This window comes from Sphingobacterium kitahiroshimense, assembly GCF_025961315.1.
GTDB classification, from domain to species: domain Bacteria; phylum Bacteroidota; class Bacteroidia; order Sphingobacteriales; family Sphingobacteriaceae; genus Sphingobacterium; species Sphingobacterium anhuiense.
The window spans coordinates 1,555,097-1,579,870 of sequence record NZ_JAOQNK010000001.1 but is presented as its reverse complement, the minus strand read 5'-3'; the positions used below and the strand labels follow the sequence as shown (position 1 = coordinate 1,579,870).

Sequence of the window (24,774 nt, the reverse complement as noted above, 5' to 3'; positions counted from 1 at the left end):
GAAATGCGTAGCTTTGTCTTTATCTAATAAATATGTAATATAAACTGTCAACGATGAAACAGACTGATACATTAAAGACAATAAGCTATTCGGGTATTTTCCTTTCCTGTTTTACAGATTTTAGTGAAAAATGTATTCATGCAGCACCAGAGCATGTTTTGGTGTACCTGTATTCGGGCGAGCAGATTATAGTGGACGGAAATAAAAGAACTACAATAAAAGCTGGTGAATGTGCATTTGTAAGGCGAAACCACCGATTGACAATGTACAAAAACAGCAAAGGAAGTGAATTATATAAAGGAATTTCTTTGACATTCAACCGGAGCATATTGCGCGAGTTTTACAGTAAGTTTGATAAGGCGTACTTGCCTAAAAGAGTCGTGATTTCTGATAAAAATGTTGTTAAGATTGAACCGAGCCCTGCTATCACTAGTCTGTTTCAATCGCTCACGCCTTATTTTGATGAAAATATAAAACCGACCGATGGTGTTACTCATCTTAAATTGCTGGAAGGTATTTATGCGCTGCTGGATAATTCGGATATTTTTTATCCTATATTATTTGATTTTACTGACCCTTGGAAGATCGATATCCTGGAGTTTCTGAACGATCATTATATGGACGACCTCACGATGGAACAGATTGCTGCCTATACGGGGCGGAGTTTGGCAACATTTAAAAGGGATTTTCAAAAAATCAGTAACCTTAGCCCCCAAAAATGGTTGATCAAAAAACGGCTGGAAGCGGCCTACGTTAAACTGAAAGAAGAGGGCAAAAAAGTACAGGAAGTTTATGTGGAAGTGGGTTTTAAAAATCCCTCACATTTTTCTACGGCATTTAAAAAGCAATATGGCGTACCGCCTACAGAAGCTTAAAAATTGAGCTTTAGAGAAAAGATAATTGAGCCTCACAACAATGCTGTTGTGAGGTTTTTGCTTTAATTTTGTATTGTAAATAAAGGAGATATAATGCAAACAGTTGATATTTTTGAACGCTTGCGAAACGGTGAAACTGTACCAGCAGGTGATCCCGAAGCATATAAATTGAGGGAAGCTTCCTTTGCTACAAAAAAGTTGCTTCTCCAGATGAACAGTTCTGATGATCCTGCCGAGGTACGCAATTTGTTATCGCAGATTACAGCAACAGAAATTGATGAAAATACGGCGGTTTTTACACCCTTGTATATCAATTATGGGAAAAATACCAAGATCGGTAAAAACGTTTTTATCAATTTTGATTGTGTTTTTTTGGACCTGGGCGGTATCACGATAGAAGACAATGTGCAGATTGCACCCAAAGTCAGTCTGCTGTCGGAAGGGCATCCGATAGCCGCTAAAGACAGACAATCGCTGGTTCCTGGCCATATTCACATTAAAAGAAATGCATGGATCGGAGCAAATGCGACTATACTGGCAGGCGTGACCATTGGCGAAAATTCTGTTGTCGCGGCAGGTGCAGTTGTTTCAAAAGATGTACCCGATAATTGCGTTTTCGGGGGGATCCCGGCGAAAATGCTGAAGCACATTGAATAGTGATGGAAAGGATGATGTATATGCTGCTATTCCTTTTTACCAGCTTACAGAGCAGTGCCTGTACGCCATCGGAAAATAGGGTTAAAAATGAAATCCAAAAGGACACTCTAGCAAACAAAAAAGCTATGAAATTGAAAATAACTAGTGGAGATAAGGTGGTTATGGCAATTTTGTATGAAAATCCTACTACAAGAGATTTCATTGCCCAACTTCCTTTAACTGTTGATATGGAGGACTTCGCCGGTAAAGAAAAGATATTCTACCCACCGAAAAAATTATCTACAGCAGCACGAAAAGCCGTTGGCGACCCTAAAATTGGAGATATAAATGTATATGCTCCGTGGGGTAATATTGCTATTTTTTATGGCAGTTATTCAGGCTCCCGAGACTTGATCAGGATAGGTAGAATAACCGAGGGTATTGATGCATTCAATGTTACAGGTACTGTAAAGAACGTATATTTTGAACTGGTGGAACAATAGTATGTGAAGGTTAATCTTCATAATTAGAAAAATAAAGTGATGAAAAAACTATCAATTTTAATAGCGGTTTCTTTGATCCTGTTGGGGCAATCGTATGGTCAGACGTTATTAACTCAAAATCAAAAAGAAATGGAAAATCAAGAACATTATACGTTTCAACTGAACGATAAGGTAGAGCGTAAGGAAATTACTTTTAAGAACCGTTATGGAATCATGGTTTCCGGAGATTTATATACGCCGAAAAATGCGGGAACCGAGAAACTACCTGCTTTGGTATTAAGCGGGCCGTTTGGAGCTGTAAAAGAACAGTCATCTGGTTTATATGCAAGCGAACTGGCCTCTAGAGGGTTTGTGACCTTAGCTTTTGACCCTTCTTTTACGGGGGAAAGCGGTGGCGAGGTTCGCGGTGTCGCTTCACCTGATATCTTTACGGAAGATTTCAGTGCTGCGGTAGATTATATTGGACTATTGCCTACTGTTGACCGAAATCGTATTGGTCTAATGGCGATCTGTGGTCTGAGTGGTATGGCGCTTACGGCAGCGACAAGCGATTCGCGGATCAAGGCGGTAGCTACTGCCTCGATGTACGATATGTCCCGTAGTATCAGCCGAAGCTATCAAGACAGTTATACCCAAGAGCAGCGTCAACAAGTTGTCGATTACTTAAGTCAGCAGCGCTGGAAAGATGCGGAGAATGGCAACTATGCAGTGGGGCTGCATGAAGTACCGTTTGATGAAAACGGCAATATGATAAAAGGAACACGTATACTTCCTGAAACGTTGCCTGCTAATCCCGATCCTGTACTAGCCTCTTTCTTTGATTATTATAGAACAGCGCGTGGTTTTCATTCCAGATCTATCAATTCTACCACAGCCTGGACAGCTACAACACCGATGTCATTTTTTAGTTTTCCGATGCATGCAAACATTGAAATGATCGGAGCTCGTGCGGTCATGCTTGTTGCTGGAGAAAATGCGCATTCGCGCTATTATTCTGAAGATGTTTATAAAATGATTTCAGGGCCAAAGGAACTGGTTATAATACCTGGTGCCGATCATGTCGATCTATACGATAAAAAGGATAAAATTCCTTTTGACAGATTGGAAACGTTTTTTAAAGATAATTTGAAATAATACTATCAATTCCTTACGGGTCAATTTTTTTACAAGACTGTCTAACAAAAGGCAGTCTTTTTTTGTTGCTTATTGAAGTAAATAATTCCTGCCTTTACTTTTCAGGGTAGCTTGTTTAGAAACAGTCCTCTCCAGCTGTTTCTATTTAAAGCTAATTAGAGCAGTAGCTTTCTAATTTCTTCTTCCGGTAATCCAGTATACTCCGCAAATATACTGATGCTGACATACTGGTTTGCTTTCAGTCCGTAGCAATCGCGTATAGACTGGAAGATTTTGTAGGTGTGTTTTTCTGTACGTCCTAATATAACCGCCGCTTCTTTGGGGTATATGCATAAACGATCGTTATTTTTCATGTTATCCTGGTTTTTAGAGGGATGATCTTTTGATAATCAGATCATCTGGATTGTTCGTGATTTGTTACTCCCGCAGACAAACATATCCTATCAAACCACCTGTTAAGCAGGTATAAAGCATAAATCAAGCACGCATAAAGCTTATTTTGCTATGTACAGTATGCGCATAGGCTAAGTGCGTGTTAAGTGCGTTGTAAGTGCATGAAACATACTGTTTTTACACTGTATCTATGCTCTATCTACGCTTTATATACGCTTATGCCATGCTTGATCACTAGGTAACGTCCAAGTTTAAAGCATACTTTATTCCTTAAGCTTTGCAGATTAGGTTTGATTCCTCTCCAGAAAATGATGTTATTGGTTATTCATTTACTAAGATAAGTTTTTTCTATAAAAAATAGTTTTATTCTCATTTCGGTACATTTTCGTCAATTTATTACGCCAATTCAGTATCATTTTTCCGCATTTTTCTTCTTTTCCACGCTTTTGATCCCAGTGCTTTTGTACTGATGATCATCTTAGCAGTGTCAAAACAATAATGTCATGGCAAGAGTAGAAAGTTTAATCAAATTAAATGGAACGATCGGGGATCTTTCCTTTTACAAATCAAAAAGTGTGGGTTATCAGGCACGTATGAAAACCGGTGTATCGGGTGACCGTATTGCCAATGATCCAGCATTTGCACGTACCCGTGAGAACGGCAGTGAATTTGGCAGAGCGCAGCAGGAGGGCAAAAAGCTACGCGATCTGTTGCGCGATGTGCTGTTTGAAAATGCGGACAACAAATTCAGCTCCAGGCTGGCGAGCCGGATGTTAAAAGTCATCCAGATGGATCCGGTGAGTGTCCGCGGGGAACGCGTTTTAGTACCGCAGAACATGGTGCTGCTGAATGGTCTGGAATGTAATCAGCGCGCCAGTTTAAAAAATATCACGTTAAAACCGTTGTCGGTTTCCTTCGACAATTTTAGCGGTGAAGGTTTTTTAACATGCGAGCAATTGATTCCGAATCTGCATATTGCCAAGCTGAGTGGGGCAACGCATGTGCAGTACACGTTGGTGCTGCAGGAGTTCTCGGGAGATGAAACAGATCAGCGTCCTGTGATCCAGCGGTCTGCTTATATCATGCTTGGTGAAATGCAGCCTATGGATCTGGATATTGCGGCGACTATTGTTCATGATCCTGATAAAAGTGTGATGGTACTGGTAGGGACAGGGTATTATCAGCTTGTGAACGGTGCTTATTATCCATTGGCAAATGGGCAGTACAATGCGCTGACCATTCATCAGGTCGTGATACCGTAACCTAATTTAATCGTGTATTGATGGGATATCTTCAGGAGGCCGTTCGTTATTGATGAACTTGTGCCTCCTGATATATCCTTTCATCTAAAAAGAACTTCTTATTCTTTTTAATCAATCAAAAAATGTCAACAAAAAAAATCTTGCATCTCCAACGGATTTATGGAGAGCAGGGAACGAACGGTACACTTACTTTTGAAGGTGAGGTCATCTGCCGTACTATCGAATTACCCTGGCGCAATAACCTGCCAAGGCTCAGCTGTATCCCGGTAGGGAGTTATAAATTGGAAAAACGAAAGTATACCAGACATGGAAAGCAGATCGGAATTCCTGCTGTACTGGGACGCGAAGCGATATTGATCCATGCGGCCAACGATGCACAGAAGCAGTTATTGGGATGCATCGCTCCGGTCACTACACTGACAGGGGAAGGTTGCGGTACGGAAAGTAAAAAGGCACTCGCAAAATTGAAGTCTCTGGTTTATTCGCTTTGGGATATGGAGCAGGACGTGTTTTTACATATTAAGTAGTGACGTAGTGAAGGAGTAACGAAGTAACAGAGTGACGAGTGATGTGGTAACGGAGTTAAGAGTAATAGTTTCTAACCTACTAACAATTAAACAAATGAAAAATATAATTCAAAAAATAAGCCGTGCGCTACAGGTGGTGCTTATGGCGCCGATTAAACTGCCGGGCAAGGCATTAAATATTATTAAATACATCGCACTGGGTCTTGGTGTGGTGGAGACCGTAATGGATGATAAAGATAAAAAAGGAGTGGGGAAGTCGCCACCAGCTGTACCTATCGTGCAGCAGGAAGAAAAGGAGGTAAGGGATGAAATGGAATGATATCCGGATAGGCACTATCGGGGGTACTTTGTGTTCAATCTGGGCAAGCTTTTCTTTAGGGGATCTCCTACAAACAGCCTTAATGGCTGTGGTGGGTACGGTGGTGAGTTTTGTGACAAGTAAGCTTTTAGGGAGAGTACGGCGACGTAAAAGCGACTAGTTTTTTCTCCCTATTAAATGAGACGAGATTAACTTTAAAGGTTCACAAACTAAAGGGGATAGCTTTTTACTATCCCCTTTAATATAAAGTGGTATTACACTTTCTTTTATACATTCAAAAACTTACCCTGAGATTGGAGATGATAATGAAGAGTTAGGTATTTAGCTAATGTTTTTATTCTTCAATCAGCGGCAAGGTTACTGAAAAATTATTCTCAATAATTTGATAATCAAATTTATCTGTATTATAATACTGATAAATTGATTTTAAAAGTATGAAACTTTTATCAGTATTATCTAGATAAGTAGAAGATTTTGCAACAAAAGTATATACGATTTTAAGAGTCATGTTTTCATGATCAAAGTCAATTGTAATTTTAAGTGGTGCTTTAGATGAAAATTGACTGCTATTAATTGCATTTTCAAAAAGCATTTGAATTGAAAACCTCGGTAGTTTTAGGTCAATACATGATCAGGTAAGTGATATTGAATTTCACTTATGGAGTCTCCAAAACGTACCTTTTGTAAAAAAATGTAATCTTTAGCCAATTCTATCTCTTCATGTACAGTAGCAAGTTCTTTTGCATTGGTCTGTATTATTTTTCGGTAAAACTTGGTCATCTTGACTATAAATTTTTTGGATAGCTCTATGTCTTTCCCAATTAAATGCGTCAGAGATCCTAATGAATTAAATAAAAAATGAGGATTAAATTGCTCTCGCAGATGAAGGTATTTTATTTTATTGTGTTCATTTTCCTTGCCAAGATTTTGCAATTGCAACCGTTCGATTTTCCTTTGTTCCAAAATGAACAAATAAAATAATAGGGAGACAATAAACATGTCGCCTAGTCCTAGTAGCAAACTGTGGTTTGATAGCTTTTGAACATCTTCTTTAAATGTTAATATTGGAACAGAAACTATGATTGTCGCGTCTTTGAAAATTATATTTGACGGATAATTCTTTACAAAAACATCTATACCAAGGAAATCTGACTTAATAATTTTTTTATCAATTTCATTGAATTTATACCTGTCATAGTATTTTCCAATATCCTTCTTTTCAGGGCTTATTAAACAGATTCCTGATTTGTCGAAAAGCTTGAAGTAACTACGGTGTCCATATTTTCGATTTGCTAGGTAGTTATTTAATGTATTTAAGTCAACACTTATGGCATTTTTGAAGCTATTACTTTCATTTAAATTATATAGATTGTTCTTAGATCTTGTGTCAATATGGATATTTGCAAGAAAAATACTATCACTTTCGGGTAAGTATGTGTAGATTTTATCAAGAATTTCAAGTTCTTGAGTTACAATTTCGTACTTATGATTAGCGACATCGAGCATTTCACTAGCGTTCAATTCGTCAATGCTCGAATTTATATTTCCGAGTATAAATATTGACGCAACAATTATTAGAACGGCTGATGTAGCAAGAATTATTTTATTTTTTTTATAATTTCTAATTTTTACTTTTTCTTTTCCCATTTCTAATTCAAATATAAATAAATGTGTTCGAATGATTTAATGACAACTATTATAAAATTTGAAATGCGAATGAAATTCATGTTTTTAATTTAAAAATGATGGATTTGTTGTTGTGATTTTATTACTAATGGAATAGATATGTATTTTTGAATATATGAACAACACCACTTTCATCTCGTATATGTGTATTATAGCAGCTTTATAGATGGCTAGAAATAAAAAATATTGAATCAGATCGTCCGATCTGATTCAATATCAATTCTTTAATTTAAAATTATGTGTCTTAATAATGAATTTTTATAAAACGTATTTAGATCGGATACATTTATATTTTTATCTTCCATTTTATATTAGCATATTTCTTAATAAAATCTTTAGTAAAAGCAATTTTTTCATCCTTTGTGCCGAGGATTTCTGGTTTAGCTAGAACAATTTCTTTTGTGTTATTGTTTAAAAAATAGATATAAATAATTGTAAGTGTATCATCAAAGTAGTAACCGGCTTGAATTACTGTACTTCTGATAAAGCCAGTCACTCGATTTTCTACTTTTGTTTCTTGAAAATACCAGTTAGTATCAAATTTAATTATTTCATCAATAGTTTTGTTTGTAGTGTTAGGCTTTTTATTTGTTATAGATAGAAAACCTTTATTTATGAAACCTTGATTTTTATAATCCATTTCAAAATAAGCGGAATTCCGCTTTAATGAACCTATTAATATTGGATCTTGCTCTATTATGGATCCAAACCAATCCGCATGTATTTTTTTTCTAGCGTTATTAACTTGTTCTGGAGTGGTATATCCTTTTTTCAAGCCTATAAATTCCTGAGCTTTACAAATGGTCGCTCCAACCAAAAATGAAATTGTTATTAGAATAAATTTTTTCATCATCATATTTTTTAAATTAACAATCTTTTAAACTAGCAACACCATTTGTGAAAATAAGTGCTTTATTCGTATTGGGTTCTCCTATTTTTTGTTTGCTAATATTGATTAGTTTACCATATAAATCTAATAACGCTGCGTCTCCACCTCTCTGAACATCCTCTTTGGTTCCGTCTGTGTTTTCTATAAAATCATGTATTTTTTCTGTAAATCTTGCTTTTTCATAACCTCTTTTTGATTTATGACTATTTTGCGCCAAAGCAAAAAAGAAAGGATCTCGAATAGTTACCGTGTAAACATATTCACCACTTACAATTATGGACGTATAATTCTGAATATACCCTTTAAGCATTTCATAAGACATGGTCTTATCTGAAGCAAAATCGATTAGATCTTGGGCCGGAACAAAAATATCTGATGGACTGGGTGCACCTCCATTAGGGTGGTTGTGGATGAAACCTGTGGCATAACCACCTGATGAGCTCCAGCTTGGAGTACCGATTTCTATTAAACTTTCATTTGGACTTGATATATGAGGTCCAACATATTTAGTAGTCATATCTGTATTAGATGATGAATAAATATATGCCCCATTTTCCAAAGTTTTATTTTTTATATCATTTATCTTTGATATAACTTGGGGATTTGATGTTAATTCATTTGCTTTTTTTATTGCATCACAAGGATCTATAGGAAATTGTCTAAATCCTTCGGAATGATATAAACTTGCAATTCGTTCAATGGGATTTTCTATATCAATAGTAGATCCACCTCCCCCCCAACCCGGTTCATCTTTTGGTGGAATTGGCCATAATACGTCTTGACACTCTATTGTAGTATGTGTTTGTGTTCTTTGCTTCCACTCACCTGCAAAACTACCATCCCTACAGAAGCCTAGGTGATATGGTGGATTACATGCTCCGCCACGACTTGGTGCTAAGGTAACAATCCCGTCAGGACATATTGTATACCAAGTGCACAAATTTACTATTGCACAAGATCTAAGTACAATGTATTCATCGTCATAAAAAGACATTTTTTTACTATCTAATTTTGGTTTTTGAAATTGTGCATTACCATTTTTATAAATATATGTAAATTGATGTCTTGATATAACATCAATTAAGATTAACGTTCCATTTTGTAGAAAATTTTCATCTGATGATTGTTTCGAGTTTTCGTCGGGAAAAAAATTACCAAAATAAAAATCATTGTTATTTTTAACCAGTAAAAAAGACTCATTATAAAGAGATTTTCCTAAGAGTTCCTTATCTCCTTTCTTACTAATTATTGATAAAGGAATTATGGTATGATTTGTAGAATCATTTACTTCTGAATATCTTGCTTTATCCCATTTTGGAATATAAGTGGTTATTAAATCTGAAGTCAAAGTGTCATACATCCTCTTTTCAATTCCTAATTGATTATACCAGTTCTTTATCTCTTTGATGTTTGCTGATTTTTGTTTGTTTTCGTGTGATGAAAAATCATATTTATTGTCATCACTACATGAATTTAAAATAAGGAAAAATAGTATTGTAATTATTGATAAATACTTTATTTTTTTTTTATTTGGTCTTAACATAATAATACTTGTTGTTTATGTTACACAAAGGCCATAGGGAAAAGCACTTTGAGTAAATTCTTTTCAACTGTGCCGAGTGTAATTTTTTATCCATCGCTTTCTCAGGCAATGTTTTAAATTGGATCTTTCGGGACGCAAGTTGTTATTTTTAAATTTGCGTGTAAAGATTAGACCAGTAAAGTTTATGATACTTTTTCTGGTCTAATTCACTATTTTATTATTTTAGAACGAGAAAAATAGTAGCCTCTTTACCAATATTGTAATCAGATAATGTTCTGCCATCTTCCAATTGTTTACCACCAAAAATTATCCTTTGTTGATCAGGTTTGAATCCTTCTTTATCTTGAATTTTAAATTTTACATTTTGTATGGTGGTAGATGAGGTTACTTCTAGGGTAATTGTTTTACCAGTAAGTGTTTTTACAAAAATTTGAAAACTAGCTGCATTAGCTAAAGTACTTGTCTCAATGGACTTATTTGCAAAAATTGAGCAAGGATTAAGACATAAGCTTAATACTAGGCCTGTAAGTAGGATTTTTTTTATATTTATAATTATCGTTTGAATTGTGTTTTTTTAAATATTTAATTCTGCTGCGAATATATTTTAATACTAATGGTGGATTTTACGGGAAACCGTATTCGTTTTGTAAATCACAGTTGTTCAATTGAAAAAAAATTAATAAACAGGTGAAAAATATAATTCAAAAAAATAAGCCATGCTCTACAGGTTGTGATTATGACGCCGATTAAATTGCCGGGAAAGGCATTGAATATTATTAAATACATCGCGCTGGGTCTTGGTGTGGTAGAAACGGTGCTGGATGATAAAGATAAAAAAGGAGTGGGGGAGTCGCCACCACTGGCGGAGGATTCTTCACAAAAAGAAAAGGAGGTTCATGATGAAATGGAATGATATACGGATCGGTACTATAGGTGGGAAGCTGTGTTCGACCTGGGCAAGCTTTTCTTTGGGGGATTTATTCCAAACAGCCTTGATGGCAGCATTAGGTACAGTTGTGAGTTTTGTGACCAGTAGGCTCCTAGGTAGAGTACGGCGACGTAAAAGCGACTAGTTTTTTCTCCTAAAATGAGACGAGATTAACTTTAAAGGTTCACAGTTTATAGGGGGTAGCTTTTTGCTATCCCCTTTATTATAAAAGGTATTATTTTTTGTTTTATGCATGAAACTCCAGAAGTGACGTTAATCTTCCTAATTGTTTAAGGCATTGTTGATTGATATTTTATTTTATGTCAAGATAATCTGGTGATTCAAGTATGTAGTCACCCATGTTGATTGATATTTTACTTTTTCCTTTTGGCAAATTTGTGGGAATCAAAAATGTAAATTCATCAGACGTTCTATTAAGCATAATAATTGGAGTATTACCTAATTTGTAAGTGGCAAATACTGAAAACCCTTTTCCCTTAACAGTAATCACATCTCCAGGATAGCCTTCAGTTTTATTGACGGAACTAATAAATCCTTTTTCAGATTTGACGTTAAAAGTTTTATCCGCAAAAGTCGTTTCACCATCATTTGCTACATAGCAGACTGAAACGGTTTTAGTGCCACTACTTTCTGAGCTGTTGTTAAACGTAATTTCTCCATTTAGTGCTAATGCAATAACCTCATGTTCGCCAATACGTACTACATAGTTGGTATAATCTATAAAATTACCTTTTATCGTAATTTTTTCTTCAGGATATACGGTCGTAGTACTGATGTCGGCTATTTTTAATTTGCGGACTTCTACTGTTTCGGTACTGCTTATGTTAAAAAATGGATTGGAAATTGTCACTGTATATGTTCCGTCTTTCATTTGAGGAATCTTAAATGAAAACCCTCGGTCGTAATAACTTGGCTTCTCTACTACTTGTTTTCCAACATATATCGTGTTCCATGCCGCTCCGTAAAATTTTTCAAAATTATCACCAGTAATAAGAGAATTTGAAGATGGGTGGACAACTTTAGGGGATATATGTATGTTTTGTCCCCCAGGCTGAAGAAGTTCAATAGGGTGGGGGAAGATAATGCTATCATTACCACTTAAATAACCAATTTTGAAACTTGTACCTTTAAGGCCATCTATAATCGCTAGGGATATCGTACTTTGAAACTTGAACTTTTGTCCACCTATTAATAACCATAACTCATCCCTGTAACTATATGGTCCGGGGAGATTAGTTCCAGTGAAGGTAATGGCATCTGTTAGATACACTTTTTTTTCTGAAGGAGGGTTTAATTTGGCCACAATGATCGTTTCACATAATTCAAAAATAAATTTTTCAGTGTTAGATTTTTGTTTAACGAGATTGAAACGGATACCAGCCCCATGATCTAAGGAATTTTGGGGTACAATAAATGTGATAAGATTTTTTTCCGTGTTGATGGTGAATGGTATACTTACATCATTTATTGAGTTTTTTAATTTGAAGTCCTTATCAATACCATCAAAATTGCCTCCTACCGATATGGTATCTCCCGTATTGGCATATTGGTGAAGCCCTTCTGTTACTTGTAGGTAACCAGCTGTGAAGGGTAATTTATGACTCGTGTAAAATCCTTTTGCTGTTTGGATATAGAATTGTACGTAGTAATCTGTCGCCACTTTGAATGGTGATTTCGGTTTATATTCGTAAGAAATCGGTCCCAATATAGGCGTTGTACCAAGTGAAATTTTTTCTTCATTTGTTTCTCCGCTTTGGGTATATCCTATCACAATACCGTAGTCTGTTATTTTATCCTTATTTTCCTCTAAGAGTTTGCTTGAAAAGACAATACTTTCCCCATTCATGCTTTCAAGCTTCATCTCGTCAAAAAGAAATGGTTTTGTGATTCCAGCTTCTACACGGTCTTCTGTCTTGCTGCATCCTATAACCAGTAGCGTGATTAAAAATAAGATATAATGGATTAGAGTTTTCATTGCTAATTTTGTGCTGTATATTAAATTAATAAACTTCAAATAATTCTGGTAGCGTGTTTATTTGGTCTTTTGTAATAATTGACAATCTCATCTTGCCTTTTGGTGCATAAGATGGTACTGTGATTTGAATTTCATTATTGTTTATTTCGGTGCGGTATACATCCATATCGCCGAGCATAACGCGATTAATATAGGAAATACCTGCTCCTTTCAGTGTGATCACTTGGCCTATTCTTCCGCGGAGAGGGCTGGCTGAAGTAAGCACAGGTGATTTGATTGTTACAAATTGACTTTTATCGTTGTAAGTAAAGTTGTAATCCTGGTCACGATATCCTATTTTCCATTCACCTGAAGAGAAAGATCTTGGCGATATTACGACTTCGAGTTGATTTTCTTTTTCTGCAACTACCGTCGCTTGGTCTTGATTTTCGGGAGTCAATATCCTATACTCTTGACCTTTGATAAAATTACCCTTGATAGTGACAGTTTCACCATAATGGGGATTAATAGTAGATAAACTGGTCCATTTTAATTTTCTGACTTCAATGTTTTTGGGTATGTTTAATGTACCTATCGGATATCTTAATGTAAGACTATAGGTGCCGTCTGGGATATCGGGGACGACGAAACTATTATTATTCTCATGATATGATATTTGATATTTATTATCGAAAAGTGCAATTGGATTAAGATTGGTGAAGTATTGACCAAAATTTACACCTGTAAGTTTGAAATCGGAATGGGGATGTACAGCAATACTGCTAAAATTAATTAGCTTTTGGTCTGGTAATTCAAAAGTAACGACATCTTTAAAGATAACAGTATCTCGATCATTAATATATCCAATACGCATGGTCGGAGAGACCTTTTTGAGGTGCCTAAAATAGACGTTATTGGTGAAATCAATAATATTGTCTCCAATTAGTAGTTTTAGATAACCATTGCGTGGATTAGAAGGTGAATAATCATTTGACGTAAAGTCAATTGACTCGCTAAACTTGTAACTTAATTTTGCAGACACTTCTGCAGTGGCTATGACTTTAATTTTTCCTATAATGGCACGGTATGTTTTGTTTCGATCAACTTTATTAAGGGTAATATTTAGTTCTTCACCACTGAAAATGTTTCCAGGGTTTTTGGGAAATTGAAAATTAAGTATTGTTCCATTTTTTTTTACTTCATAAGGAATACTTGTCGTTGTAAAATCATCAATTTGGAGCTGAAAGTCGCTATTTATTATACTGAAATCCCCCTCTATGGTTACTTGATCGCCAAATGCAGCTTTTAACGTTTTCTCTGTCTTTATAACAAGGCCATTAAATACAAAGGAATTGCTTTCTGAACGGTAAACATTTTCTTCAGTCTTTAAGTATAAGAAATAACTATAATCTTGATTGAATTCGAACTTTTTTTTGGGTTTGTAATGATATTCGACGGTACCTACTTTTGGATCTTTGCCCATGCTGATTGTAGTTTCCACCACTTTTTCTTTTCCTGACTCATCAAATAAACGTTCTTGGATAATCCATCCAAAATCAATAATTTTTTCATCATTTAGGTAGGTTACTTTACCTAACAATGTGATTTCATCTTTTTTTAAGTTTTTGTAACCATCTATTTCTATTGAAATTGGAGTTGTATCGATCATAGTTATTTTTTCTTCTTTACTGCAGCTTAGTAAAAAGAAAGAAATAGTAAAGATGAGCAGGCTGTAAGGAAGTGCCGTGCGCAGAATGGAATTGGTAAACTTAAAGTACATGCTAATTAAAAATGTTATTTGATGTGCATAAAAAATCTTTTTATTATGGCTGTAGATTGATCTTTAATAGCAGGTATACTTTAAGGTCCAGTCTTAAATGAAATAAGAGCATAGAAACTAAAAGACTACATGGATTTTGGAGAGCAACTTAACTTTAGTATAAAAGGTGATTTATATTTCGTTCAAATATAAATATTTATTATTTATTACATAGCTTTTTATTGTATCACTTCTAATCAAGTGTTTTAGCTGCATGAGGAAGTTATGGACACTGGTATTGCCTTTTAGTTGTTGTAATTCTTTGATCTCCTCAGCAGTAACGCGTGCATAAAGCATCAGAACGTTTTGTTTGGGGAAAATGTATTTAGATTAATTATCAACATTGTGAAATAACGCAAAATTTTATAATATACCAAAGGGTAAGTGGTACATAATATTAATTTCATGAGGAACTAAAGTATACGATTTCTAAAGTACTGATTCCGCAGTCTCATAGCCGTTTAATTAACCTGCTTACGATCTAATCCCATAACTTTCTTACTAACGGATTAACAATCGCCACTCCTCACCATTTAACTAACCTATTAACAATGTCACCTCATAACTTTCTTACTAGCTGAAACAGTTCTAAGGGGAATATAAAAAAAGCGATATCTATCCTCAATAATTCTTAAACATAGAAAAGGAGTCTTTAATTAAATCTTTATCTAAACCATAATTGCTTTTTGTATTACCACAAAAAAAGCCCCAGATATGTAACTATCTAGGGCAATCCATCAAACCAAGTCCGAATTGATGATTAACCAGACCCTAATATACTAAACTAATTTCCATTTTTGATAGTACTCTTGAAAAAATGCCAGCAGTGATGGAAAGGAAAAAGCACCTCTCACTGGGTGCTTTTATTATTTTTACTGTTTGACTATGCTCGTATCATGCATTATTACTTGATTTCAATATAGTCGTCCGACTGGATAATATCCTCATTGATATTGATGGTAACACGTCCTTTAGACTGGATAAAATTGGATGGTGCTAAAAATTGAAATCCATCTTTGGTTCTATTTACAACATTAACATACTTTCCACCTAAATAAACAAAACTAGCCTGTGTCAATCCATTTCCTTTTACGGTAATCAGGTCGCCAGGGTATGCTTGCAGTGGACTTACGCTGCTGATGCTACTTTTTTCTATTTTGAAAGAAAGATTTTCTCCGGCATAATATTGATCATTGGTTCCATAGTAATATATTTTAATAGCGGTATGGCCAGTCTTACTATCTGGAACCAGGAAGCTTACTTCTCCATTATCGGCTTTCACATCAAAATATCCATTGTCATTTAATGCCAAACCATATTGTTGACCATCAATAAAGGAACCTTTGATCGTAATTTTATCGCCAACGTAAGCTTGCTGCACATCTATATTTGATAACACAAGTTTTCGAACTTCAATCTTATTTTTGCTTTCTAGTTTATCATAAAAGGCACTGTTGATACCAACACTATAAAAGCCGTTTGCTACATCAGGGACGGTAACATTTAAATACTCATCGTTATAATCGTAGCTAGGTGGCAATGCTTTGCCGTCGAATAGGACTGTCACTTGACTGTAATTAAAGAATTGCCCAAATTTTAGACCTTTAATCTGCAATGTGCTCTTTGGATGTACTACTTGTGTAGCAAAACTGATATCGTCTTTATTAGGTGTAAATAGCTTGACGGGAATAGGGAATATGATCTCTTCTTTACCATTAGTATAACCAATCTTAAAATTATTGCCCTTTAACCCTTCCACATCTATTAAGTTTAATGGATTTTGATATTTTACTTTTATTCCGTTTACAATCAATTGAAAGTCTGCTGGCGAATCATACATATTGGGTAGATTTTTTCCTGTAAGCTTGATCGGAGTGCCTAAGTAAATCTGAGTGACAGTGATCGGATCAATAGTACCGACTATTTTAACGCGTGCCAGTAAATAGCTTTCATACCCAGGTAAAGAACTATTATTTGTTTTATTTTGCAGATAAAATTCCATTGTAGTCCCGTGTGGTACTGTGGTTTTAGGGATATCAAAGGTTAAACTTTTTTTATCTGAACTTATTTGATAGGAAACACTTGATTGATTACCAGAATTGAGGACGAAATATGATTCGTCGATGCCTTCAAAATTTCCGTTAACAATAATTTTTTCACCCGATGTGACATTTTTTTGATCAACAGCTTGTATAGCGATATTATTCCAGTGGATTGTAGTGGGAATTGATCTATAAAATCCTTTTTCGGTTTGTATATAAAAAGCAATAGCATAGGTTTCATAACTCTTTAATCCTCCCTTCGGAAGAAAGGAGTAATTAAGTTTTCCAATTTTTACGTCTTTACCGACCGATATCTCTTGCTCTTTTTTCAAATTTCCACTTTCCATCTTATAGATCAGAACTCCATAGTCTTGGACAGACTCATTGTTGAGAGAAAGGATACGGCACGAAAGTGTGGCTCCTTCCTTGGATATTCCGTCAACTATAGGTGCTTCTAAATTTATAGGTTTGGTGTCGACAGCCTCTACTTTATTTTCGGTTTTGGTACAACTACCTAACGTGATTATTGTTACGACTAAGAGATATATAATGCGTTTCATATCGTATATATAGTATGATGGATTAGTAAATTTCAAGATAACCAGGAGAAATCGTTTTTCCATTAGTGACGATTGATAATCTGATCTTTCCTTTTGACATGCTGAGTGGGATTTGAAACATGATTTCATCATTGTTGGAGATTATCGGAATGATTGGAATATCCCCTAAAAAGAAATGTTGAGCATACTTGATCGCTCTGCCTTTCATAACGATGACTTCTCCTACAGTTCCTTTAGAAGGAGAAAATGAATCAAAAGCAGGTGATAATACATTAAACTTTAAAGCATCACTTGTAAAGTACGTACTGCCATCGTATTGTTTGTATCCGATTTTCCAACTTGTATTCCCATGAGCAATTGAAGGGATCTGAAATTGCAATTTGTCTTTTACAACAGGAAGTTCATAAATATAATCGCTGTTTTCTAATTTTAACGTATAATGATTGCCATCGATAAAATTTCCACTAATCGTAATATTGTCTCCTGGATAATAATCGGATTGGGTAGGGAGAGTCCAATGTAATTTTTTAATATTTACTTGTTGACTAGACTGTACGGAACCTATTGCATGTTTGAGGTTAACGTTATAGGTGGCTTCGGGAATCTCTCCGAGATAATATTCAGAATAATCATGTGGACTGTTTGGTATGGTGTAACTGTTACCACGATCCGTAAAGATCAACGTGGGTCTTTCTAAGTTGTAATAGTACTTGGTGTAATCATCAAATCGCAATTTGATCAAAGTGTTCGGGTGCGCTTCTTTTGCTGTCAATTGAAAAAGATCTGCAGTTGGTCTGTTGATCGCTATCTGTTGTGGAAATATGACAGAGTCTCGGCCATTTAAATACCCGATACGAAAGCTGCTACCTTTTAAATTACTTAAGGTACTTAAATTGACATTCGGACTGAAGGGAATCTGCAGTTCACCTATGATCAAACGTAGGCTGCCGTCATAATTATTAACCTCATAAGAATTTACTCCCCCAAAAGCAACGGGTTCATATAAAAAATAATTTAATTTTGTGGGCGCGGTAATACGACCTAATGTGCGTAGATTGATGAGTGGTCTGCTGTAAAATTTTGTTGATTCATAACGATTAAGAGTTGCCTTAACAATTTTATTATGTGTCCCTAATGTCGCAGGCATAACAAATGATAATTGCGTTTTTTCCTTATTTAATACAATAGGAATCTGACGTGCATTGAGATCAAGAATATCTATACTGTATTTGCTATCAACTTTTGAAAACTCACCTTTAATATGAACGGTATCGCCTGTAGCTTGTGCAAATGTACCCGACTGAATTATCTTTATGCCATCGACTTTAAAATAGTATTCACCTGATTTATAATAGGATTTGTCTGTTTTAAGATAAAAATGATAACTGAAGCTATTGCCCAATTCGGGTTTGGTATGTGGGATATAGGTATATTGAAATGGGCCAATTTTTGGGGTATTGCCAAGACTTATGGTTGTTCCTGCAGTCTGTTGGTTTTCTTCTTTAATGATAAATCCATGATCTATTATGGTTTCACTGTTTAAATTTTCGATTATACCGTTTAGTATGATCTTGTCATCACTAATTTCACTGACACCTTCGTTTACGATTTGAATAGATCTGGTATCGAAAATGGTCGTTGTGTTTTCTTTTTTGCAGCTTGATGTTATGGATAGGATAATCGCCATAAAAAAAGGTGCGAACAAAAAAACGTATTTTTTTGTATAAAATGCTGTTTTCATAATCTTCGTTTAGGGATTAGTTACTTCAAATGCATCTGAAAGTTGTAACCAGCGTTCACCTATCCGGGCACTGATTTTGTATTTCCCGGGTTGTGTCATAAAGGGTAGACTGATTATTACTTCGTCATGCGAATTGCCAACTTGCGAAGCATGTACCCAGTTATCTCCAAAATAAATCATCGCAAATGCTATCGATTTACCTTTTAGCCTTATGTTTGTGCTGGTGTTTCCCTTAAGCGGAGAGAAACTAGTGAATGTAAATTGGTTAACTTCTATAGTGAGATTGGTCTGAATTGCTGTACTTGAATTTTCATGAGCATCTGTATAACCAATTGTGAGATTGTGTTTGCCGCCTTTGAGCATAGGGATGGTAAAATTTAGTTTGCCTTCTTCAGCAGGTATGCCATAGTGACCATTGTTATCTAACATGATATTATAATGGTGTCCCTTAATAAAGTTGCCAAATACGGTGACCGTACTTCCCATATCCTGACCGTTTTGAGTTAGATGGGTTGCTTTTAAGGTTTCTATTTTTAGTTTCTTTTGGGATATGAGATGGTAATTTTTGGATTTTATTTCCAATGGGTATTCACCATCAGGTAAGCTTCCTGGATAGATGGAATAAATACCTTGATTATCATATCCCATATGTACGGGGTGCGAACCTAATGAAAAGGCAACATCGCCAAATAATTGATCATGGCTTAATCCTAATACAAGCGCATTTCCAGAAGGATGAGCTCGTAGCGAAGGAAAGTATATTTTATTTATGTCGGGACGGAAAATTTGTAATTTTTTAGGGAAAATTACTGTGTCCCGTCCATCATAATAGCCTAAACGGAATACATCACCATCGTCAGGACTTATGTAATCGCTGAGCATAATGTAATCGCGATAAGGAACAAGTTTATTGCCAATAATAATGGAACTGTTGTAAGCGGGCCCTTCTTTTACAGTTAAATGTAGATAAGAGTAAGGAGAAATATTGTAATCATCTGGCGGATTGATACGGGTCAGATATTTTACTGAAGCGATATAAAACTGAGAAGGATAATTTGAGGTATCTTCTTTTTTAATTAGATAAACAGAAGCTTCTTCTTTAAACCCATTGACGGGTAGCGTAAAGCTTAAATCGATACTGTTATTACTGATGTTGTAAGGAATCGGAGTAGGATGGTCACCAATATATAAATCATATTTTATGGAGACATCTTTAAAATTTCCTTTCAGTTTTACAGTTTCACCAGAATAGCCGGTAATTGCTTGATTGGGATGAATACTGAAATCTTGTGTAGTAGTGATATATAGGGGAACATAATTACCTTTTATTTCATCTTTATCAGTTTTAATATAGTAACGGTATCGTGATAAATTCGTTAGCTCATTTAGAATATTATCTTCTAAGGCTAATGAAACTCGACCGGGAACAGCCTTTTCTGTTATTGGATAGGTTTTAGTTTTTTCTATTGACTGGTTGTCAATATAGCTAATGTATAAGAATTCAAATCCATGTTCAATAACCTTATCTGTGTTAAGATGTAAGATATTGGCTGTCAAAATGGTTTTCTTATCTTCGGTGATTTCAATTCCTTGGGTTTCAATCCGGATAGGTTTGGTATCTTCCATGGGGATTGTTTCCACTTTGTTACAGGAAATTTGCATGATTAATATAAATAATAAACATCGCAAAAGATGCTGTCTTTTCATAAGTATAATTAAGATGGCTATTAGATCGCAAAGATATGAAAAATCCCATATTAGCGAAATAATTATACTGTTGAAAAATAATTAATTGGCACAAATTTAAATAGTATATTAAAAAAGGGGATTTTAAATGTTCCTAATTGATTGCATTTTTTTGCTTATTATTAGTGAAATCTAAATTTACGTCAGTGTAAATTATCAAAACATTGAATGGTATAAAAAATAATCCATTTTGATCTTCTTAATGGATTTCATGCTAATTGGAGAGTTCTTTAAAGTCAAAAGGGCCTAATTTTCATTAGACCCTTTATCTTGACGTTTTGGTGTATAGTAATTTTTTTTATGTTTCTTATCGTTTCCTCTTTTTTGTTTCGTCATCCAAAAGTTTTGGGTGCATTTGGATTTTCTACTGTACTACGTCGATTTATTTGCTGCTTTATAAAAAGCAGGTTTGCTATAGTTTTCAATAATAAAACAACTGTCCCATAAAAAGGTTCATGACAAAAAATATTTTTAAACTTTTTTTTTAGGATAATCTAGCCATTTACATTTTGAAATGACAGAGGATTCATGCGTCTTTAAATTAGCTGAGATCTATCTTTTATGTACCTTAGCTTAGAAATCAAGATAAAGGTTTAATTTAAAAAATGATATTGTCTAAACATCAATCCTCCCTAATAATTGCACGAATCCTCCCTAATAATTGCACGAATTCTATCTACATCAAGTTTTCCTCCGTTTTTATAGTAAACGATCTTACCATGTCGATTCAATAACAAAAGTGTTGGAACGCTGCTGATACCTAGTGAATCGCTCAACAAACTACCTCTATCCAAACTATGTATCCAGTCCATCTTATGTTCCTTTACACTATTGATAAAACTAGTGGAATCTCTATCAATCGAAATGCTAACTATCTTCAATACATCTGTGGAGAATTGCTTACGCAGCTCCGTGATATCTGGTATCTGTTGTAAACAAGGTCCACACCAACTTGCCCAAAAATCTAACAAAACAAAATTTTCTTTCGAGTTTTTAAGTTTAATTGCCCCGCGATTGATATCTTTAAAGTGAATATCTGGTAAAATTTCATTCTCTTTTAGACGTGTAGGTGATATTTTTTGCTGTAACTGAGCGGCGATTTTTTTCCCTTCCTTCGTATTTCTAAATTCATCCGGAAATGTATTATTGTAATACGCTAATAAGTTACTGTAATATTCTGAATCATTTTCTACTAAACTAGCTAATCCAAGTACTTGATCTTTGAAATAGTAAAAAGAAAAAAAGTCATTGGCATATGGTGTTAGGTAGTCCAGTGATTTAGTGTTGATGACTTTCACGGTATTAGCAAGTTCGTATTTAATAGAATCATTCGTGCGAAGCTCACTACCATGCTTTGTAAACAGATTATTCAGTTTTATCAATTCTATTTCTTGCTCTCTTTTAAGATTACGATAAATCTCATTTGAAGCCGTATCATAAATAGCAGTTATATGGGTATTACCTTCAGAATAAAATGGCGTTTCTTTCCTCTTTGGATCATAAAAAAGATTCAAAATACTGAGATTACTATCTATGAAATAGTTTTTATCATATTTACGATCATAAGTGACATTTAATGTAGGGTAGCGTGTATAGACAGGTTTATCAATGTTAATACTAGAATCTGCTTGGTCTAGTTCAAGTACGTCTAATACAATACCGTCATCAAAATGCACTATTAATTTCTCTTTGTCAATACCTCTGAGATTTATTCTGACTTTAACATGGTCTTGTCCATACACAATAGCAGAAAATGTCATTAATATCGTTAAAACAATTAAGCAATGTAATCTCATAACCATATTTATTAATGATTTAAAAATATTTAAATAGAATAATGGGAAAGGTAAAAAACAGATTATACCTTACTTAAATACTAACTTCATTTTAAGAAGAAAGAAATATAATCTTAGCTGATCACTTTGTAATTATCTTCAATATAGGAATTTTTATGAATTTTTCAAAAGATGTAAATACTTATAATAATACAGCTTATACAAGTACTCACATGATTTCGCTGAAGAATTATGGGGAAAATCAAAATGATATGAAAAAAGCCCCAGATAGTTTACTATCTGGGGCAATTCATCAAGCCAAGCCCGAATTGATGATTTAATCGAATCCTAATATACAAAATTAATTTCCATTTTTGAAAACGCTCTTGTAAACAATTCTATTCGGAAAGTGTCCTATTAGATTATTTACTGAAGCGGTGGTATGTTTCTCTATTGCGGGAGAGAGAAGACTCTACTTGAATCTCCTGTTTCATGTTTTTTGCGGTATATTTTATAACTTTTATGTATATATTTGAGTTTTAAAACAGCTACCGAACCTGAAAATAGATTTATGAATGAAATATACAAGCGAAAAAGAATTGCTTGAAGACTTCTCTGAAGGAAAAGAAGAAGCATGTGCGTATATATACCATCGCTATTTTGCTCGTATCTGTTTGTTTGCATCAAGTTTTGTTTATGAGTCTAAAGAATCGGAAGATATAGCAGAGGAAAGTTTTATCCGACTATGGCAAAGTAAACGCAATTATGAAAGTATGCAGCATCTCAAAGCCGCCTTATATCAAACTGCACGTCGTTTGGGACTAAATTATCAAGCTTCTCGGCAAAGAAGATTTAATCGGGTGGATACTTATATCCATCTTCAGGATCAAAATCAATCGAATCAACTTCAGGAAATCGTGTATACAGAAACGATGGCAGAGCTGTATCATGCTCTTAATAAACTTCCTCCTAAAGCACGTGAGATCGTGGAGCTTACGTATTTAGAAGGTCATAGCAATCAGGAAGTGGCCGACTTGTTAAATATTAACATTCAAACTGTAAAGAATCAGAAACTGCGCGCCTTAAGCTTATTGCGAAAGCTATTAAGCCGCGATTCTTTTCATTACCTGATGTCCATCGTATTCTTTTCTTCAAAAATTTAATTTTTTTTTATTCTTCTTTAGTACTTTTTTAATTCGGTGCGGTATCTATTATTGAAAAGAGATATTATGAACCTAACAGAAGAAGAATTATTGATTCGTATTAGCACCCTCATTGTTCAAGAAATGAAGGGTGAACAGCACGCTGAAGACCGTTTGCTTATAAAAAAATGGTTGAGTGAGTCTCCAGAGAATCAAGCGGTTTACAAACGTTGCTTTGATCAGATAATGCAAAAAAAGGCTTTTGAAAGTTTACAGGAATTTGAGAAAAATAGAGATTTTGAGAAAGTAAGATCAAAACTATTTGTAAGGCCTGTTCCTCAAAAAGCTTTTCAATTTAAACGTCTGCTACCGTATGTTGCCGCAGCATGTTTGCTTATTGCTTTTGGATCAGTTTGGTACTATAACCAGATTGGCTTAAAAATTCCTGCTGAAAACCAACTGTCACAGACAGATAGACTTCCTGCTAAAAACCGAGCTATAGTAACTTTTTCTGATGGACGCCAATTTCAGCTCAATGAGCGTGAAAGTGAAGTCTTTATCAGTAATAAAGGAGTTCATTATGATGATGGGGGGGAAGTGGCAGAGACACAAGCAGCTCAATTTGCCACAATTGAAACTCCTCGAGGAGGTATTTATGATGTTATTTTACCTGATGGTACACGTGTCAAATTAAATGCGGCAACGACACTTCGTTATCCTACCGTATTTGCAACGGATAAACGTGAGGTCAATGTGCATGGCGAAGCCTATTTTGAGGTTGCCAAGCGTAAAAATCAACCCTTTATCGTTGAAACTGCAAATCAGCAAGTTTCTGTCCTTGGTACTCATTTTAATGTGAATACCTATGGTAACAAGAGTGATATGAGAACAACACTGCTGGAGGGTAAAGTACAAGTAAAAGAATTAACTAGTGGAAAGCATATTGTTCTATTGCCAGGTTACCAGTCTCTTGTAAATAAAGGTAAGCTAACCAGCCGTGCTGTTGATGTGGATCAGGAACTGGCTTGGGTAGACGGCCGATTTAATTTTGACGGAAAGTCTCTCTTTGAAGTCATGGACGATTTGTCACGGTGGTATAATGTGGATGTTGAGTACAGGGGCCAGATGCCTGATGTCGAGTTTTTCGGTGGAACGTATCGCACCAGTAAACTGAGTACCATATTAAAGATCTTAAAAGACCAGAATTTACATTACCATTTTACAGCAAATGGAAAATTAATCATAGAAAAGAACTGATTTTAAAAAGAAAGGAGGACTA

Annotated in this window: 23 protein-coding genes; 11 read left to right on the top strand and 12 right to left on the bottom strand. The window is 35.0% G+C overall.

Annotated features, from left to right (window positions below):
• The first annotated feature begins 53 nt into the window (after window positions 1–53).
• The 4 genes from M2265_RS07195 (at window position 54) to M2265_RS07180 (ending at window position 3,148) form a co-directional block, all read left to right on the top strand.
• Entirely contained in the window at window positions 54–875 is an 822-nt protein-coding gene (locus M2265_RS07195) for a helix-turn-helix domain-containing protein (RefSeq protein WP_132771256.1), read from the top strand.
• 93 nt (window positions 876–968) lie between these two features.
• Window positions 969–1,532, top strand: a complete 564-nt coding sequence (locus tag M2265_RS07190) for a sugar O-acetyltransferase (RefSeq protein ID WP_132771257.1) — start codon at window positions 969–971, stop codon at window positions 1,530–1,532.
• A 131-nt stretch (window positions 1,533–1,663) separates the two neighbouring features.
• Window positions 1,664–2,014, top strand: coding sequence for a cyclophilin-like fold protein (locus tag M2265_RS07185; RefSeq protein ID WP_165905936.1), 351 nt, complete (start codon window positions 1,664–1,666; stop codon window positions 2,012–2,014).
• A gap of 39 nt (window positions 2,015–2,053) precedes the next feature.
• Complete coding sequence (locus M2265_RS07180) at window positions 2,054–3,148, top strand: alpha/beta hydrolase (RefSeq protein ID WP_132771259.1); 1,095 nt, start codon at window positions 2,054–2,056, stop codon at window positions 3,146–3,148.
• 155 nt (window positions 3,149–3,303) lie between these two features.
• On the opposite strand, the gene M2265_RS07175 is transcribed toward M2265_RS07180, so the two are convergent.
• Window positions 3,304–3,501: a hypothetical protein gene (locus M2265_RS07175; protein WP_132771260.1), complete on the bottom strand. Its 198-nt coding sequence runs from the start codon at window positions 3,499–3,501 to the stop codon at window positions 3,304–3,306.
• Between the two features lie 543 nt (window positions 3,502–4,044).
• Between M2265_RS07175 and M2265_RS07170 the strand changes: the two genes are divergently transcribed.
• The 3 genes from M2265_RS07170 (at window position 4,045) to M2265_RS07160 (ending at window position 5,649) form a co-directional block, all read left to right on the top strand.
• Complete coding sequence (locus tag M2265_RS07170) at window positions 4,045–4,803, top strand: hypothetical protein (protein WP_132771261.1); 759 nt, start codon at window positions 4,045–4,047, stop codon at window positions 4,801–4,803.
• Window positions 4,804–4,925: 122 nt separating this feature from the next.
• Window positions 4,926–5,330, top strand: coding sequence for a DUF5675 family protein (locus M2265_RS07165; RefSeq protein ID WP_132771262.1), 405 nt, complete (start codon window positions 4,926–4,928; stop codon window positions 5,328–5,330).
• 94 nt (window positions 5,331–5,424) lie between these two features.
• A complete protein-coding gene (locus tag M2265_RS07160) occupies window positions 5,425–5,649 on the top strand; it encodes a hypothetical protein (protein ID WP_132771263.1) in 225 nt (74 codons plus the stop codon).
• A gap of 334 nt (window positions 5,650–5,983) precedes the next feature.
• Here the strand turns inward: M2265_RS07160 and M2265_RS07155 are convergent, their stop codons facing one another.
• The 5 genes from M2265_RS07155 to M2265_RS26965 all read right to left on the bottom strand — a co-directional run bounded on the left by M2265_RS07155 (window position 5,984) and on the right by M2265_RS26965 (window position 10,197).
• On the bottom strand, window positions 5,984–6,241 hold the full coding sequence (locus M2265_RS07155; protein WP_132771264.1) for a hypothetical protein: 258 nt from the start codon (window positions 6,239–6,241) through the stop codon (window positions 5,984–5,986).
• Window positions 6,242–6,264: 23 nt separating this feature from the next.
• Window positions 6,265–7,296: a histidine kinase gene (locus M2265_RS07150; protein WP_132771265.1), complete on the bottom strand. Its 1,032-nt coding sequence runs from the start codon at window positions 7,294–7,296 to the stop codon at window positions 6,265–6,267.
• Between the two features lie 325 nt (window positions 7,297–7,621).
• Complete coding sequence (locus M2265_RS07145; protein ID WP_132771266.1) at window positions 7,622–8,191, bottom strand: hypothetical protein; 570 nt, start codon at window positions 8,189–8,191, stop codon at window positions 7,622–7,624.
• A gap of 10 nt (window positions 8,192–8,201) precedes the next feature.
• A complete protein-coding gene (locus M2265_RS07140) occupies window positions 8,202–9,767 on the bottom strand; it encodes a hypothetical protein (RefSeq protein WP_132771267.1) in 1,566 nt (521 codons plus the stop codon).
• A gap of 217 nt (window positions 9,768–9,984) precedes the next feature.
• Complete coding sequence (locus tag M2265_RS26965) at window positions 9,985–10,197, bottom strand: ubiquitin-like protein (RefSeq protein WP_413716343.1); 213 nt, start codon at window positions 10,195–10,197, stop codon at window positions 9,985–9,987.
• 306 nt (window positions 10,198–10,503) lie between these two features.
• On the opposite strand from M2265_RS26965, the gene M2265_RS07135 reads away from it, so the two are divergent.
• Window positions 10,504–10,680: a hypothetical protein gene (locus M2265_RS07135; protein WP_165905937.1), complete on the top strand. Its 177-nt coding sequence runs from the start codon at window positions 10,504–10,506 to the stop codon at window positions 10,678–10,680.
• Window positions 10,681–11,008: 328 nt separating this feature from the next.
• Here M2265_RS07135 and M2265_RS07130 read toward each other — a convergent pair whose 3' ends face one another.
• The 6 genes from M2265_RS07130 to M2265_RS07105 all read right to left on the bottom strand — a co-directional run bounded on the left by M2265_RS07130 (window position 11,009) and on the right by M2265_RS07105 (window position 22,374).
• Window positions 11,009–12,691 (bottom strand): IPT/TIG domain-containing protein, encoded by a 1,683-nt coding sequence (locus M2265_RS07130; RefSeq protein WP_132771268.1) that lies wholly within the window; start codon window positions 12,689–12,691, stop codon window positions 11,009–11,011.
• Window positions 12,692–12,716: 25 nt separating this feature from the next.
• Window positions 12,717–14,450: an IPT/TIG domain-containing protein gene (locus M2265_RS07125; RefSeq protein WP_132771269.1), complete on the bottom strand. Its 1,734-nt coding sequence runs from the start codon at window positions 14,448–14,450 to the stop codon at window positions 12,717–12,719.
• A 943-nt stretch (window positions 14,451–15,393) separates the two neighbouring features.
• On the bottom strand, window positions 15,394–17,091 hold the full coding sequence (locus tag M2265_RS07120; protein WP_165905938.1) for an IPT/TIG domain-containing protein: 1,698 nt from the start codon (window positions 17,089–17,091) through the stop codon (window positions 15,394–15,396).
• Window positions 17,092–17,113: 22 nt separating this feature from the next.
• Entirely contained in the window at window positions 17,114–18,832 is a 1,719-nt protein-coding gene (locus M2265_RS07115; RefSeq protein WP_132771271.1) for an IPT/TIG domain-containing protein, read from the bottom strand.
• 9 nt (window positions 18,833–18,841) lie between these two features.
• A complete protein-coding gene (locus tag M2265_RS07110) occupies window positions 18,842–20,458 on the bottom strand; it encodes a hypothetical protein (RefSeq protein WP_132771272.1) in 1,617 nt (538 codons plus the stop codon).
• Between the two features lie 752 nt (window positions 20,459–21,210).
• Complete coding sequence (locus M2265_RS07105; RefSeq protein ID WP_165905939.1) at window positions 21,211–22,374, bottom strand: TlpA family protein disulfide reductase; 1,164 nt, start codon at window positions 22,372–22,374, stop codon at window positions 21,211–21,213.
• A 155-nt stretch (window positions 22,375–22,529) separates the two neighbouring features.
• Here M2265_RS07105 and M2265_RS07100 point away from each other — a divergent pair, with 155 nt between their 5' ends.
• The 3 genes from M2265_RS07100 (at window position 22,530) to M2265_RS07090 (ending at window position 24,752) form a co-directional block, all read left to right on the top strand.
• A complete protein-coding gene (locus M2265_RS07100) occupies window positions 22,530–22,694 on the top strand; it encodes a hypothetical protein (RefSeq protein ID WP_207902464.1) in 165 nt (54 codons plus the stop codon).
• A gap of 234 nt (window positions 22,695–22,928) precedes the next feature.
• Window positions 22,929–23,516: an RNA polymerase sigma factor gene (locus M2265_RS07095; RefSeq protein ID WP_132771274.1), complete on the top strand. Its 588-nt coding sequence runs from the start codon at window positions 22,929–22,931 to the stop codon at window positions 23,514–23,516.
• Window positions 23,517–23,582: 66 nt separating this feature from the next.
• Window positions 23,583–24,752 (top strand): FecR family protein, encoded by a 1,170-nt coding sequence (locus M2265_RS07090; protein WP_132771275.1) that lies wholly within the window; start codon window positions 23,583–23,585, stop codon window positions 24,750–24,752.
• The last annotated feature ends 22 nt before the right edge of the window (window positions 24,753–24,774 follow it).

Bases quoted from the DNA above. Each gene is read 5' to 3' on its own strand.
- M2265_RS07195 (WP_132771256.1), top strand. From the start codon at position 54: ATGAAACAGACTGATACATTAAAGACAATAAGCTATTCGGGTATTTTC.
- M2265_RS07190 (WP_132771257.1), top strand. From the start codon at position 969: ATGCAAACAGTTGATATTTTTGAACGCTTGCGAAACGGTGAAACTGTA.
- M2265_RS07180 (WP_132771259.1), top strand. From the start codon at position 2,054: ATGAAAAAACTATCAATTTTAATAGCGGTTTCTTTGATCCTGTTGGGG.
- M2265_RS07175 (WP_132771260.1), bottom strand. From the start codon at position 3,501: ATGAAAAATAACGATCGTTTATGCATATACCCCAAAGAAGCGGCGGTT.
- M2265_RS07170 (WP_132771261.1), top strand. From the start codon at position 4,045: ATGGCAAGAGTAGAAAGTTTAATCAAATTAAATGGAACGATCGGGGAT.
- M2265_RS07165 (WP_132771262.1), top strand. From the start codon at position 4,926: ATGTCAACAAAAAAAATCTTGCATCTCCAACGGATTTATGGAGAGCAG.
- M2265_RS07160 (WP_132771263.1), top strand. From the start codon at position 5,425: ATGAAAAATATAATTCAAAAAATAAGCCGTGCGCTACAGGTGGTGCTT.
- M2265_RS07155 (WP_132771264.1), bottom strand. From the start codon at position 6,241: ATGCTTTTTGAAAATGCAATTAATAGCAGTCAATTTTCATCTAAAGCA.
- M2265_RS07150 (WP_132771265.1), bottom strand. From the start codon at position 7,296: ATGGGAAAAGAAAAAGTAAAAATTAGAAATTATAAAAAAAATAAAATA.
- M2265_RS07145 (WP_132771266.1), bottom strand. From the start codon at position 8,191: ATGATGATGAAAAAATTTATTCTAATAACAATTTCATTTTTGGTTGGA.
- M2265_RS07140 (WP_132771267.1), bottom strand. From the start codon at position 9,767: ATGTTAAGACCAAATAAAAAAAAAATAAAGTATTTATCAATAATTACA.
- M2265_RS07135 (WP_165905937.1), top strand. From the start codon at position 10,504: ATGACGCCGATTAAATTGCCGGGAAAGGCATTGAATATTATTAAATAC.
- M2265_RS07130 (WP_132771268.1), bottom strand. From the start codon at position 12,691: ATGAAAACTCTAATCCATTATATCTTATTTTTAATCACGCTACTGGTT.
- M2265_RS07125 (WP_132771269.1), bottom strand. From the start codon at position 14,450: ATGTACTTTAAGTTTACCAATTCCATTCTGCGCACGGCACTTCCTTAC.
- M2265_RS07120 (WP_165905938.1), bottom strand. From the start codon at position 17,091: ATGAAACGCATTATATATCTCTTAGTCGTAACAATAATCACGTTAGGT.
- M2265_RS07115 (WP_132771271.1), bottom strand. From the start codon at position 18,832: ATGAAAACAGCATTTTATACAAAAAAATACGTTTTTTTGTTCGCACCT.
- M2265_RS07110 (WP_132771272.1), bottom strand. From the start codon at position 20,458: ATGGAAGATACCAAACCTATCCGGATTGAAACCCAAGGAATTGAAATC.
- M2265_RS07105 (WP_165905939.1), bottom strand. From the start codon at position 22,374: ATGAGATTACATTGCTTAATTGTTTTAACGATATTAATGACATTTTCT.
- M2265_RS07100 (WP_207902464.1), top strand. From the start codon at position 22,530: ATGAATTTTTCAAAAGATGTAAATACTTATAATAATACAGCTTATACA.
- M2265_RS07095 (WP_132771274.1), top strand. From the start codon at position 22,929: ATGAAATATACAAGCGAAAAAGAATTGCTTGAAGACTTCTCTGAAGGA.
- M2265_RS07090 (WP_132771275.1), top strand. From the start codon at position 23,583: ATGAACCTAACAGAAGAAGAATTATTGATTCGTATTAGCACCCTCATT.